General features: G+C 67.3%; 11 protein-coding genes, 2 tRNA genes and 1 pseudogene. 11 read left to right on the top strand and 3 right to left on the bottom strand.

Translation table 11 applies throughout. From position 1 onward, the window contains the following. The first annotated feature begins 171 nt into the window (after positions 1–171). From gyrB to ACYVK3_RS18720, 8 genes and pseudogenes are all read left to right on the top strand, one after another. Positions 172–2,130, top strand: coding sequence for a DNA topoisomerase subunit B (gyrB, locus tag ACYVK3_RS18685; RefSeq protein ID WP_460498851.1), 1,959 nt, complete (start codon positions 172–174; stop codon positions 2,128–2,130). Positions 2,131–2,269: 139 nt separating this feature from the next. Beyond that, positions 2,270–4,690 carry a DNA gyrase subunit A gene (gene gyrA, locus ACYVK3_RS18690; RefSeq protein ID WP_460498952.1) on the top strand — a complete coding sequence of 807 codons (2,421 nt, stop codon included), beginning with the start codon at positions 2,270–2,272 and terminating at the stop codon, positions 4,688–4,690. 255 nt (positions 4,691–4,945) lie between these two features. Further along, positions 4,946–5,383, top strand: a pseudogene (locus ACYVK3_RS18695) (DUF3566 domain-containing protein); the annotation flags it as partial. 199 nt (positions 5,384–5,582) lie between these two features. Then, positions 5,583–5,659: transfer RNA gene (locus tag ACYVK3_RS18700), tRNA-Ile, on the top strand. A gap of 256 nt (positions 5,660–5,915) precedes the next feature. Beyond that, complete coding sequence (locus tag ACYVK3_RS18705; protein WP_460498852.1) at positions 5,916–6,047, top strand: DLW-39 family protein; 132 nt, start codon at positions 5,916–5,918, stop codon at positions 6,045–6,047. Positions 6,048–6,149: 102 nt separating this feature from the next. After that, positions 6,150–6,222, top strand: a tRNA-Ala gene (locus ACYVK3_RS18710). A gap of 458 nt (positions 6,223–6,680) precedes the next feature. After that, positions 6,681–7,373 carry a hypothetical protein gene (locus ACYVK3_RS18715; protein ID WP_460498853.1) on the top strand — a complete coding sequence of 231 codons (693 nt, stop codon included), beginning with the start codon at positions 6,681–6,683 and terminating at the stop codon, positions 7,371–7,373. A gap of 140 nt (positions 7,374–7,513) precedes the next feature. Then, a complete protein-coding gene (locus tag ACYVK3_RS18720) occupies positions 7,514–8,140 on the top strand; it encodes a class I SAM-dependent methyltransferase (RefSeq protein ID WP_460498854.1) in 627 nt (208 codons plus the stop codon). A gap of 36 nt (positions 8,141–8,176) precedes the next feature. Here the strand turns inward: ACYVK3_RS18720 and ACYVK3_RS18725 are convergent, their stop codons facing one another. Then, positions 8,177–8,350 carry a hypothetical protein gene (locus ACYVK3_RS18725; protein ID WP_460498855.1) on the bottom strand — a complete coding sequence of 58 codons (174 nt, stop codon included), beginning with the start codon at positions 8,348–8,350 and terminating at the stop codon, positions 8,177–8,179. Between the two features lie 409 nt (positions 8,351–8,759). Next, positions 8,760–9,881: an aminoglycoside phosphotransferase family protein gene (locus tag ACYVK3_RS18730; RefSeq protein ID WP_460498856.1), complete on the bottom strand. Its 1,122-nt coding sequence runs from the start codon at positions 9,879–9,881 to the stop codon at positions 8,760–8,762. A gap of 20 nt (positions 9,882–9,901) precedes the next feature. Between ACYVK3_RS18730 and ACYVK3_RS18735 the strand changes: the two genes are divergently transcribed. After that, on the top strand, positions 9,902–10,342 hold the full coding sequence (locus ACYVK3_RS18735; RefSeq protein ID WP_460498857.1) for a hypothetical protein: 441 nt from the start codon (positions 9,902–9,904) through the stop codon (positions 10,340–10,342). Between the two features lie 239 nt (positions 10,343–10,581). Here ACYVK3_RS18735 and ACYVK3_RS18740 read toward each other — a convergent pair whose 3' ends face one another. Continuing rightward, entirely contained in the window at positions 10,582–11,919 is a 1,338-nt protein-coding gene (locus tag ACYVK3_RS18740) for a dicarboxylate/amino acid:cation symporter (RefSeq protein ID WP_460498858.1), read from the bottom strand. Between the two features lie 291 nt (positions 11,920–12,210). Here ACYVK3_RS18740 and ACYVK3_RS18745 point away from each other — a divergent pair, with 291 nt between their 5' ends. Then, on the top strand, positions 12,211–12,669 hold the full coding sequence (locus tag ACYVK3_RS18745) for a fluoride efflux transporter FluC (protein ID WP_460498859.1): 459 nt from the start codon (positions 12,211–12,213) through the stop codon (positions 12,667–12,669). Next, a complete protein-coding gene (locus ACYVK3_RS18750) occupies positions 12,666–13,028 on the top strand; it encodes a fluoride efflux transporter FluC (RefSeq protein WP_460498860.1) in 363 nt (120 codons plus the stop codon). The genes ACYVK3_RS18745 and ACYVK3_RS18750 overlap by 4 nt, the downstream gene beginning before the upstream one ends. Positions 13,029–13,049 lie beyond the last annotated feature (21 nt).

Consider the following 13,049-nt stretch of genomic DNA (forward strand, 5'->3'; position numbering starts at 1 on the left):
CGGTCGGGCGTGCTGAGCTCCGGCCGTTTCATCTTGGTGAGGCGCGCGGGCCGCGGGTACGCCCGGCGGGGGTCGCGGCGAAGGCGGGCACTTGGGCCGAGACGGTCGAAAGTGTCACACCCGCGGACTAGCTTTCTCACTGACCGTGAACGACGACAGAAGGAGTTGCCGGTGGCGGCGAAGAAGCAGGACGAGTACAGCGCCAGTTCGCTGACAGTCCTCGAAGGCCTCGAGGCGGTCAGGAAGCGCCCGGGCATGTACATCGGCTCGACCGGTGAGCGGGGCCTGCACCACCTCATCCAGGAAGTGGTCGACAACTCCGTCGACGAGGCCCTCGCCGGGTACTGCACGGACATCGACGTCACCCTCCTCGCGGACGGCGGCGTCCGCGTCACCGACAACGGCCGCGGCTTCCCCGTCGACCTCCACCCGAAGCTGAAGAAGCCGGGCGTCGAGGTCGCGCTCACCGTGCTGCACGCGGGCGGCAAGTTCGACTCCCAGACCTACGCGGTCTCCGGCGGCCTCCACGGCGTCGGCGTCTCGGTCGTCAACGCCCTGTCCACGCAGCTGTCGGTCGAGATCCGCCGCGACGGGCACGTGTGGCGCCAGTTCTACAAGAACGCCCAGCCCGGCCCGCTCGAGAAGGGCGAGCCGGCTGAGGAGTCCGGCACCATTCTCAGCTTCTGGCCCGACGGCGAGATCTTCGAGACGCTCGAATTCGACTACAAGACCATCTACCGGCGCCTCCAGGAGATGGCCTTCCTCAACAAGGGCCTGGCCATCACCCTGCGCGACGAGCGGGCCGAGCACCTCCAAGAGGACGGCTCGGTCAAAGAGGTCACCTTCAAGTACGACGAGGGCATCGCCGACTTCGTGCGCCACCTCAACGCCTCCAAGAACTCGATCCACCCGACGGTGGTCGCCTTCGCCGCCGAGGAGTCGGAGCAGGCCATCGAGGTCGCGATGCAGTGGAACGAGTCCTACGGCGAGTCGGTCTACACGTTCGCGAACACCATCAACACGCACGAGGGCGGCACCCACGAAGAGGGCTTCCGCTCGGCGCTGACCAACGCGATCAACAAGTACGGCCTCGAGAAGAAGATCATCAAGAGCGAGAAGGACCGCCTCTCCGGCGACGACATCCGCGAGGGCCTGGCCGCGATCATCTCCGTCAAGCTGCGCGAGCCGCAGTTCGAGGGCCAGACGAAGACCAAGCTCGGCAACACCGAGGTCCGGGGCTTCGTCCAGCGCGTGTGCAACGAGTGGCTTCCCGACTGGCTCGACCGCCACCCCAAGGAAGCCCGGATCATCGTCCAGAAGGCCTCCTCGGCGGCGCAGGCCCGCAAGGCCGCGCAGCAGGCGCGCAAACTGGCCCGCCGCAAGAGCCTCCTCGAGACGTCCTCCATGCCCGGCAAGCTGGCCGACTGCCAGTCGACCAACCCCGAAGAGTGCGAGATGTTCGTCGTCGAGGGCGACTCCGCGGGCGGCTCGGCCAAGCAGGGGCGCAACCCGCGCACGCAGGCGATCATGCCGATCCGCGGCAAGATCCTCAACGTGGAGAAGGCCCGACTCGACAAGATCCTCAAGAACAACGAGGTCCAGGGCATGATCACCGCCTTGGGCACCGGCATCCACGAGGAGTTCGACATCGAGCGGCTCAGGTACCACAAGGTCATCCTGATGTCCGACGCCGACGTCGACGGCCACCACATCAACACGCTGCTGCTGACGCTCCTGTTCCGGTTCATGCGCCCGCTCGTCGAGCTCGGCCACGTGTACATGAGCCAGCCGCCGCTGTACAAGATCAAGTGGAACAAGAAGGGCGACCTGGTCTCCTACGCCTACTCGGACGCCGAGCGCGACCGACTCATCGAGGAGGGCGTCGCCCAGGGCAAGCCCGACCCGCGTCGCTCGGACGGCGTCCAGCGGTACAAGGGTCTGGGCGAGATGAACTACACCGAGCTGTGGGAGACCACCATGGATCCGGAGCGGCGCAACCTCCTGCAAGTTCAGCTCGACGACGCGGCAACCGCCGACGAGCTCTTCAGCGTCCTCATGGGTGAGGACGTGGAGAGCCGCCGTCGCTTCATCCAGGAGAACGCCAAGGACGTCCGGTTCCTGGACATCTAGCCTGGGCATCTCATGACGGCCCGCTCGTTCACGATCCGCCTTACAGAGCAAGGAAGCACTGGTGCCTGAGAACAACCGAGACCAGCTGGACCTACCGGAGACCCACGGCCGCATCGATCCGGTCGGCATCGAAGTGGAGATGTCGCGCTCCTACCTCGACTACGCCATGAGCGTCATCGTCGGACGCGCCCTGCCGGACGTCCGCGACGGGCTCAAACCGGTCCACCGCAAGATCCTCTACGGCATGTACGACGGCGGCTACCGCTCCGACCGGGGCTACGTCAAGTGCTCCCGCGTCATCGGCGACGTCATGGGCCAGTACCACCCGCACGGCGACTCGGCCATCTACGACTCGCTCGTGCGCATGGCCCAGCACTGGAGCCTGCGGTACCCGCTCATCGACGGCCAGGGCAACTTCGGCTCGCCGGGCAACGACCCGGCCGCCGCGATGCGGTACACCGAATGCCGGCTCGACCCGCTCGCCATGGAGATGCTGCGGGACATCGACGAGGAGTCGGTCGACTTCGAGCCGAACTACGACGGCAAGACCACCGAGCCGATGATCCTGCCCTCGAGGATCCCGAACCTGCTCATCAACGGCTCCGAGGGCATCGCGGTCGGCATGGCCACCAAGATCCCGCCGCACAACCTGCGCGAGGTCGCCGAGGCCGTCGGCTGGTGCCTCGACCACCCCGAGTCCACCGAGGAAGAGGCCCTGGAGGCCCTGCTCGGCATCATCACCGGCCCGGACTTCCCCACCGGCGCGACGATCCTGGGCCGCCAGGCCATCGAGGACGCCTACCGCACCGGCCGCGGATCGATCAAGATGCGCGCCGTCGTCGAGGTCGAGGAGGACTCCAAGGGCCGCGCCTGCCTCGTCGTCACCCAGCTGCCCTACCAGGTCAACCCGGACAACCTCGCCGAAAGGATCGCGGAGCTCGTCAAGGACGGCAAGCTCACCGGCATCGCCGACATCCGCGACGAGTCGTCCGGCCGCACCGGCATGCGGATCGTCATCGTGCTCAAGCGCGACGCCGTCCCGAAGGTCGTGCTCAACAACCTGTACAAGCACACCCAGCTGCAGGAGACGTTCGGCGCCAACATGCTGGCCCTGGTCGACGGCGTCCCGAAGACCCTGAACATCGCGCAGATGGTCCGCTTCTACGTCGCCCACCAGATCGACGTCATCCAGCGGCGCACCCGCTACCGCCTGCGCAAGGCCGAGGAACGCGCCCACATCCTGCGCGGTCTGGCCAAGGCCCTCGACCTGCTCGACGAGACGATCGCGCTCATCCGGCGCGCGCCCTCGGCCGAGGAGTCGAAGGCGGGCCTGATGAACCTGCTCGAGGTCGACGAGATCCAGGCGACCGCGATCCTCGACATGCAGCTGCGGCGTCTGGCCGCCCTGGAGCGGCAGCGCATCATCGACGAGCTGGTCGAGATCGAGACCAAGATCGCCGACTTCGAGGACATCCTCGCCAGGCCCGAGCGCCAGCGCGCGATCGTCCGCGACGAGCTCGCCCACGTGGTGCAGCGCTGGGGCGACGAGCGGCGCACGCAGATCATGCCCGACGCCGGCGAGGTGTCCATGGAGGACCTGATCGCCCGCGAAGACATCGTGGTCACCATCACGCATGGCGGCTACGTCAAGCGCACCAAGACCGACTCCTTCCGCTCGCAGAAGCGCGGCGGCAAGGGCGTCCAGGGCGCGCAGCTCAAGCAGGACGACATCGTCAGCCACTTCTTCGTATGCACCACGCACGACTGGATCCTGTTCTTCACGAACAAGGGTCGCGTCTACCGGGCGAAGGCCTACGAGCTGCCCGAGGCGAGCCGCACCGCGCGCGGCCAGCACGTGGCGAACGTCCTGGCCTTCCAGCCGGACGAGACGATCGCCCAAGCCATCCAGCTCCAGTCCTACGAGGCCGCGCCGTACCTGGTGCTGGCCACCCGGGACGGCCTGGTCAAGAAGAGCAAGCTGTCCGACTTCGACTCGCCTCGCACGGGCGGTATCGTCGGCATCAACCTGCGTGACGGCGACGAACTCGTCGGCGCGGCGCTCATCGAACCGAACGACGATCTGCTGCTGGTCTCCCGCAAGGCCCAGTCGATCCGATTCCAGGCTTCGGACGAGTCGCTGCGCCCGATGGGGCGCGCCACCAGCGGTGTCATCGGGATGCGGTTCGTCGGGGACGACGAATTGCTCACCATGATCGTGCTGCGCGATAATATGGACATCCTCGTGGCCACCAGCCGCGGATATGCCAAACGGACTCCGGTCGAGGCATACCCGCAGCAGGGCCGCGGAGGCAAGGGCGTCTTGACAGCGAAGATCACGGAACGACGCGGCGATTTGGTGGGGGCGCTGTCCGTGACGCCGGACGACGAGCTGTTCGCGATCACCTCGGAAGGAGGCGTCATCAGGACACCGGCGAAGCCGGTCCGCAGAACCACGGACCGCAACACGATGGGCGTCAAGCTGATCGACCTGCCCGACGAGGTATCGCTGCTCGCCATCACCAAGAGCGCCGAAGAACCCGATGATGGGCAGGACGAGTAGATGACCGAAGCGAAGGCTACCGCTGCGGATACGGAGCGCGAGGACGTCGAGGGCGCGCCTGATCCGGCCGAGCAGGCGAAGACGGATGACAGCGAATCGCCCTCCGGCGAGTCGCCGTCTTCGGACTCGTCCGAGGCCGATCAGGACAAGACCCTCACGATCCGCCGCCCGCCGGGTATGACCCCGCCGCCGGTGACACCGGAGTCGATGCCGGGCGTGCAGCCCGCACCGGCCGCGAACGCCGGTGTGGCCAGTTCCGCGCGCGTCGCCGACGCGGTCCGCGCGGCCAGGGCCGCCGTGTCGCAGGCCGCGGCCCGCGGCCCGCGCCGGGCCAGGCTGCGGTTGAAACGCATCGACCCGTGGTCGGTCATGAAGTTCTCGTTCGCGGTGTCGATCGTGCTGTTCATCGTGATGGTCGTCGCCACCACGGTGCTGTACGTAGCGCTGGACGCGATGGGCGTGTTCGACACCGTCAACGACATGCTGGCGATGCTCATGGGCACCAACAGCGACACCGGCGTCGAAGCGGACAACTTCCGGATCACCGCGAAGGGCGTCATCGGTGCGGCCGCGCTGCTCGGCGTGGTGAACATGGTGCTGTTCACGGCGCTGGCCACCCTGGGGTCGTTCATCTACAACGTGTGCGCCGACTTGGTCGGCGGCGTCGAGGTCACCCTCGCCGAGCGTGACTGACGAGCTGAGGGACGGCCCGTGGACCCGCACAGGTCCGCGGGCCGTTTGCTCGTTCGGCGCCGGCCGCACGCGGCCGGCGCCGGTGAGGGGAGATGCCAGTGACGCCGGTCCCTTCGCCCAGGCCCCCGCTTGGCACGGCTTTCCCTGGTGGGGTAACCTTTCTCAGCGTTGCCGAACAGGCGACATCCACACCTGACGAGGGCGTATAGCTCAGGTGGTTAGAGCGCAGAGCTGATAACTCTGAGGTCCCAAGTTCGAGTCTTGGTACGCCCACCAGTAACCCGCCGCGAGACGGCGGGTTTTTTCATGCCCAGTGGCCGGGATCACAGATCGAAGGGCCGTTGAGTACCGCCGAGACCCGCTTCGACCTCGGCCGGGACTCTGCCGACACGCCCGAGATCCTCATCTGAGGCGTCCCGCGCGCGGCCGCAGGCCCGGCCGGAGCAGTGTTCGCTATGCTGAGTCGCACCGTGCGATGTCGAACTGGACATCGCGATACGTGCAAACTCTGGTAAATAGGGGGCCTGGATACATGTGGAAGAAGCTGTTGGTCGTCGCGGGTGTCGCGACGGTCGCCGTAGTGGTCGCCAGGAAAGTCAAGTCGATCAACGACGAGCGCACCCTGTGGCACGAGGCCACCACCTCCGCGGAAGACGTGCGCTAGCGAAAGGCGTTAGCCAACTCACTGCGCTCCGGGTATCCTCGCTGATGCGATGAGCACGGCGGGGATACTCGTACGGTGCGCAATACCCCCTCGCGGGGTACCGGGGCTATAGCTCAATTGGCAGAGCACCTGCTTTGCAAGCAGGAGGTTAGGGGTTCGATTCCCCTTGGCTCCACCCTTTCTCGACCGCGTGGCGGCTTAGCGGCATCAAGCGCCGTCGTCAGACAGCACAACGCCGGGCGCATGCCCGGCGTTGTCGATTCGTCGTCCACGGCAATTGGCCGCCACCCCGAGTGCCGGCTTCCGCGCCGCGCTGAGCGCGTGGCCACCTCCCCCTGACCGGGAACAGCTCGGCATCGACGTCTGACCTGATCGAGGCCGAGTCGTGAGCCACCGCCGCCTCGAGTGTCTTCACGTCGGCCCGTCGGCCCGTCGGCCCGTCGGCGACCGACAGCGACGCGAACGGGCGGTCCCTTCAGGCAGCCCCGCTTTCGTAACCGCCGGTTGGAAGAGCCGGTTCCTGTGTCACTCGAAAGGGTGGACTGTGGACGCTTGGGAACGCGAGCGCAACCCTCGGCGCGAACGCGGCGTGTACGAGGGGTCCCGCCCAGCAACCACGAATGAAAGGACACCATGTCCAATCACCCCCGAATCCCTCGCAATGCCCGCTGGTGGGCGCTCGGCGTCGCCGCCGTCCTCGCCCTCGCGTGCTCCGGCCCAGGCGGCGATGACGCCGGCTCCTCCGGCGACGACGCAGCAGCGGAGGAGAGCGGCGACTACTTCACCGAGGCGTACCCGACGTTCGAGGTCGCCGAGTTCTCAGGCACAGGCGACGACGTGGTCGAGTTGCCCGAAGGCGCCACCGACGCGATGGTGACCCTCACTCACGACGGTAGCGCGAACTTCGCCGTGTCCGCGCTGGACGAGAACAACGAATCCACAGGCGACCTCTTGGTCAACACCATCGGTTCCTACGAAGGCGTGACCGCGCTGGGCCTGATCGACCTCGGAAACGAGCCGGCGCGCCTCGAAGTCTCCGCCGACGGCTCCTGGGCCATGACACTCGCCCCGTTCGGCGAGGCCGCGGAACTGCCCGGGTCCGGGACCGGCGATGGCGTCTTCCGTTACGAAGGCGACGCGGCAACGTGGGGCGTCACTCACGATGGCGAATCCAACTTCGCCGTCAGCTACTACACCGACGCCGACTTCGAGATGCCGCTGCTCATCAACGAGATCGGCGCCTACGAAGGCGAGCAGCCGGTCGGCGCCGGACCTGGCCTCGTTGTCATCAACGCGGACGGTTCCTGGACCGTCGCCCCGCAGTAGCGCCACTGCACACCGAGACGCCCCGGCTCCCGCATGGGAACCGGGGCGTCTTATTCCGCCGGCTTCGGCGGTGGCACTGGTCGTCGGGCAGCGCGGAAACGTCTGCCGCCGCCCATGTGGAGCGGGGTAGGTTCGTACCCATGTCACCGGTCAAGACTCTCGATGATCTGCGGCGGATCTGGGATAAGCGCGCCGACAGCTACGACCGCTCCATGTCGTGGGCCGAACGCAAGCTGTTCGAGGACACCCGCGCCTGGATCGCCGGCCGCGCCTCCGGGCGGACCCTGGAGGTCGCGATCGGCACCGGCCTCAACCTGGAGCACTATCCGAAGGGCCTGCGGCTCACCGGCATTGATCTGAGCCCGCGCATGCTCGACATCGCCAGACGGCGGGCCCGCACGCTCGGCATCGACGCCGAACTGCGCGTCGGCGACGCCCAGCGGCTCGAATTCGACGACGCCTCCTTCGACACCGTCACCTGCACGTTCTCGCTGTGCGGCGTGCCCGACGACGCCGAAGGCGTGGCGGAAATGGTGCGCGTCCTGCGCCCCGGCGGTCGACTCCTCCTCGCGGACCACGTCATCGGCGGCCCCCTGTGGTTGCGCGCGGCGCAGCGCCTGATCGAGCTCGGCTCCGTGCCGTTCGAAGGCGAGCACTTCCGGCGCCGACCGCTGCGCCACGTCGAGGCCGCCGGGCTCCCGCTCGAGGAACACGACCGGTTCAAGAAGGGCATGATCGAGCGGCTCGCCGCGCGCAAACCGGCGTAGGGGAACGGCCCGTTCAAGGTACGAGCCGGGTAGGGGTCACTGCCAGCGGTAGCGGCGTTCGGGCCGGCCCCTGCCCGAGTAGTTCAGGGCGACGTCGGCCTTGCCGCGATCACAGAGGTGTTCGAGGTAGCGGCGGGCACTGACGCGGGAGACGCCGATGCGCTCTGTCCCGAAACCACACGGAACGGTGTCATGGTCGAGGTGTGTCAAGGAGCGTCGTCGACGGTCCTTGACATACCTCAGCGGGCTCGATGCCGGTGAAGGTGGTCCACAGCCTCGGGGCACTCGTTCGGGCGCGCTGTTGGTGGTCTGGTGGGCGTGGACGAGGAGTTCGTAGTCGATCAGCCAGCGGTCCCAGGCGTCTTCGCGGAGGCGCGAGAACCGGTAGGGCTCATCTGCGGGACGTTCGTCGGTCCGGAATCGGCGGCGGTGCGAGCCGGGTGTGTGCTTATCACTCCTATGTCGACCGCACCACGCGGTCATCCGTGAATTACACAGGACAATGTGGCTAAGCGCACGGCGACGACGCATTCGACGCCACCCAAATTGAGGCCTACCAGGCAAGAACGTCGTGGCGCTTGGAGATGAGGCCCCCATGCCAATGGCATCGCTTCTCGGCTCAGGCGCGCTCGATCGCCCGGAGTACGTCGGCATAAGCGGACCGATCGTCGACGCTCGCGGTTCCTGTGATCTGCGCGATCGTCCACAACGTGCCCCAGGCCCGCACGCGTTCGAGATCCGCGCCGAGCCCGTCGGACACGGCATGCAGTAGCTCAGTACCGCCCAAAGGGCCGTGGAACTGTTGTTTGAAGAGGAAATACGCGCCATCGAAGGCGCGTTCGGCCAGCACCGGTTTGGGGTCGATCAGCAGCCACGGCTCCCGATCCGCTGTGACGACATTGCTCAAATGGTTGTCGCGGTTGGCAACCCCGAGTTCGTCCGCGTCGGCCAGCGCGGAGCAGAGTTCAACGCCGAGCGCGACGTCTTTCGCGACCTCCGGGGTTGATTGCGCTGCGGCCGTGTCGAACCACTCCGCCCAGCGCTTGAGGAGGTCGGCGGCGGTCGGGAGCTCGGGGTAACCGGCGGCGGGGGCCGGGGCGCGCCAGAGCCGCCGGAAGAGGTCGCAGGCGATGGCGAAGCGTTTCCGCGCGGCCGCTCGTTCGCTCAGGCCCGGGAACTCGTGGTCGAGCAGCGCGGTGCCGGGTCGGGCGCGTTCGAGCAGCAGCGCGCCCGAGTCCGGATCGTATTCGAGAAGACGCACCGCACCGTCGCCGTCGTAGGTGAGCAGGGCGGTCGGCTCGGACTGGGTCTCCTCGTCCAGGAGGTCGACCTTGAGGACGGCGGGGGTTCCGTCGGCCCGGTCGAGTGGCAGCACATATGCGGTCGAACCGCCTGCGAAAGGCGCCTCGGCGGGTCGCAGGTCCCAGGACGCGGTGAGGCGGGTGACCGTGGAGGGGAGGGTGTCGAGCCAGCGGCGGCCCCGGTCGCCGTGCCAGTCGAGGACGTTCTGACGAATGGCTTCGGGGAGGGGCGCGAATGACATCGCCACAGTATCGGTGTCGGTGGACCTCCGCACCAATGCTTTTCGTGGCGAGCGATCAGTGAGGTCATGTAGCGGAAGCCATGGTGCGACAAGAGGTGCCAGAAACGCGACAAGTGACACGAAGTCGCAATCTTCCGGACCAGATATGCCGCTTCGTAATCTCATGACATGGCGAAGATCCCCCATGAAGCGCTGCATCTCATCTTCCGCGGCACTACTTGAGTTTCCTGGAGAACAAGTACGAGCTGCCGACCACGCTGCTGGTGATCACGCCAAAAGAAGCGACAACGCGCTGGGCACGGGGACCGCTCACGCTCGGCCCTCCGCAGCGGCCGTCCATGCGTTTGCTTCCGTTCGTGTGCGGACCGGACAACATGCCGTTCATCACCGAACCCGAGGCGGCGGCCGAGGACGTGGTAGTCACCGTGTTCGCCGCGCTCACCCACCGCCCGGACCCGGACATCGAGAAGGCGCTGCGGCCGCTGGCCGACGCGCTGGACTCGCTTGAACCTGCAACGGCCGCCTACTGGGCCGAGTTCACCGAAGGTGGTCTCGGCAAAGAATCGCGCCAAACAAACCTGGAGGAAGATAATGAAGACCATGTCGTACCGATACGCCTCCGAGATCCGCCGCGAGGCCGTCGCCGAGACCATCGCTGATGCAATATTCGCGTTCCTGGACGAACGTGGTGTGCCGATCAGTGAAGAAGAAAGGCAGCGTGTCTCCGAATGTACCGATGCTGACGTTCTCTAGCGCTGGCTGATGCGAGGCCATTCTGTGGGCAGCGCGGCCGAGTTGTTCGACGAATAGCGGACCGCTCATTCGCGGTTCGGGGCTCAACGGCGCGAGAGGCCGGCCCGCATGGGCCGACCCCTCGCCTTGGGAGAGAACAAGGTCTTTAGGTTGCGGGCTGCAGCTCCGGCTTGAGCGGCTTCGCCTCTTCCTCCGGTTCCACGACCTCGGGTTCCTCGTCCAGCGGACGCGGCGCGGCGTCGTACACCTCTCGGTCGAGCAGCCCTTCGGACTTGGCGACCAGCACCGGGACGGTCATCTGTCCGGCCACGTTCGTGGCGGTGCGGATCATGTCCATGATCGGGTCGATCGCCAGCAGCAGGCCCACGCCTTCGAGCGGCAGGCCCAGCGTCGACAGGGTCAGCGTCAGCATCACCGTCGCACCGGTGAGTCCGGCGGTGGCCGCCGAGCCGATGACCGACACGAACGCGATCAGGAAGTAGTCCTGGACCGCCAGCTCGATTCCGTAGACCTGTGCGACGAAGATCGCGGCGATGGCCGGGTAGACCGCGGCGCAACCGTCCATCTTGGTTGTCGCACCGAACGGCGAGGCGAACGCGGCGTAGTCGCGGCTCACCCCGAGGCGCTCGATGACGATCCGCTGCGCCATCGGCAGCGTGCCGACCGAGGAGCGCGAGACGAACGCGAACTGGATCGCCGGCCACGCCTTCCGCAGGAACTGCAACGGCGAGACCTTCGCGACGAAGCGCAGCAGGATCGGGTAGACCACGAGCATCACCAGCAGCGCACCGACGTAGATGTCGGCGCTGAACACCGCGAACGGCGCCAGCAGGTCCCAGCCGTAGGAGTAGACCGCCTTGCCGATGAGCGCGGCGGTGCCGATGGGCGCCAAGCGGATGACCCACCACAGCGCCTTCTGGATCAGCGCCAGCGCCGAGGCGTTGAACTTCAAGAAGGGCTCGGCCTTGTCGCCGATCTTCGCCGCCGCCGCGCCGACCACGATCGCGATGAAGACGATCTGCAGGACGTTGACGTTCACGAACGCGTCGACCGCGTTCGTCGGGATGATGCCGGTCAGGAAGTCCGTCCAGGACCCGGTGGTCTCGGGGGCCGCCGCGTCGGCGTCCAGGGTGACGCCGTTGCCGGGGTTCGTGGTGAGTCCGATCGTCAGGCCGATGACCACGGCGATCAGGGACGTCGCGGCGAACCAGCCGAGGGTCCTGGCGACGAGCCTCCCGGCGTTCGCCAGGTTTCGCAGGTTCGCGATGGCGGCGACGATCGCGGTGAACACCAGGAACGGCACCACCAGGAACAATAGTTGCACGAACAGCGAACCGACGGTGTCCAGACCGGTGCCGAGCCAGGCGATGGACCATTCACGGGCGACGTAACCCAGCGCGAGGCCGAGCACGAGGCCGACGAGCAACTGGGCCGCGAACGGGAACTTCCGTTTACGCCGAACTTCGGTGGTGGGTTTCGACATGAGATACCTCGATGTTTCGGGCGGGCAGCACGGCGCGCACGGCGCTGCTGCCGTCAAGGTGGGATGCGCTGGAGTGGGCCCCTCCAGCCGAGAAGCGATACGTCGGCGAGCCCGCCGGTGAGGTCGATCGAGCTAACGACACAGGACGGTCGACACGCGGCAGAAGTCGAGGTGACGCCTGCGTGTCAGATGCTGGTTCGTAACGGTGTAGCTCATCGCGCACCAACGCTACAAATTTGAAGACCCTCGCGCAAGCTTCGGTGAGCGACTCCATACCGCTACATTCGATCCGTGCCCGGAACACACCAGCCCCGCCTGAGCCACGTCCTGCGGGCCACGCCCCGGTCGGCGCTGCTCGCCGTCGCGGCCGGTGGCGCGATCGGCGCGCTCGCCCGGTACGGCCTCGCCGTCGCCTTCCCCAGCGACCCGGGCGCGTTCAACGTCGCCACGTTCGCCGCCAACGTCCTCGGCGGCCTCCTCATCGGCGTCCTCATGGTCGTCGTCACCGACGTCGTGCCGGGCACCAGGCTCGTCAGGCCCTTCCTCGGCGTCGGCGTCCTCGGCGGCTTCACGACCTTCTCCACCTACATCGTCGACATCGGGCAGACCGTGGACGCGGGCGCGGCCCTGCTCGCGGTCACCTACGCGTTCGCCACCATGACCGCCGCGCTCCTGGCCGCCGCCGCGGGCATGTACGGCACTCGCCGGCTCCTGACGCGCCGCCGCCACCGGCCGAGGGAGTCCCGGTGACGCTGCTGCTCATCGCCGTCGGCGCTGCGATCGGCGCGCCCGCACGCTTCCTGACCGACCTGATCATCGCCCACTACGCGGGCCGCCACCTGCCCTGGGGCACCCTCGTCGTCAACGTCGTCGGCTCCGGTCTGGCCGTCTTCCTCACGGTCACGATCGCCGACCACGAGCTGACCGCGCTGCTCACCATCGGCTTCTGCGGGACGCTCACCACCTACTCCACGCTCTCGTACGAGACGCTGCGCCTGATCGAGGACGGCCGCCGGCACCACGCGCTCGCCAACGTCGGGGCGAACCTCGGCGGCGGGCTCGCCGCCGGCCTCGCCGGGTTCGGGATCGCGCACCTGCTCGTCCTCTGAGCGGCAGCGGCGACACGCCGT

Source organism: Glycomyces tarimensis (assembly GCF_054776215.1).

What these genes read in the sequence shown, in the direction of transcription:
- gyrA (WP_460498952.1), top strand. Translation starts at nt 2,270, where the DNA reads ATGTCGCGCTCCTACCTCGACTACGCCATGAGCGTCATCGTCGGACGC.
- ACYVK3_RS18705 (WP_460498852.1), top strand. Translation starts at nt 5,916, where the DNA reads ATGTGGAAGAAGCTGTTGGTCGTCGCGGGTGTCGCGACGGTCGCCGTA.
- ACYVK3_RS18715 (WP_460498853.1), top strand. Translation starts at nt 6,681, where the DNA reads ATGTCCAATCACCCCCGAATCCCTCGCAATGCCCGCTGGTGGGCGCTC.
- ACYVK3_RS18720 (WP_460498854.1), top strand. Translation starts at nt 7,514, where the DNA reads ATGTCACCGGTCAAGACTCTCGATGATCTGCGGCGGATCTGGGATAAG.
- ACYVK3_RS18730 (WP_460498856.1), bottom strand. Translation starts at nt 9,881, where the DNA reads ATGCAGCGCTTCATGGGGGATCTTCGCCATGTCATGAGATTACGAAGC.
- ACYVK3_RS18740 (WP_460498858.1), bottom strand. Translation starts at nt 11,919, where the DNA reads ATGTCGAAACCCACCACCGAAGTTCGGCGTAAACGGAAGTTCCCGTTC.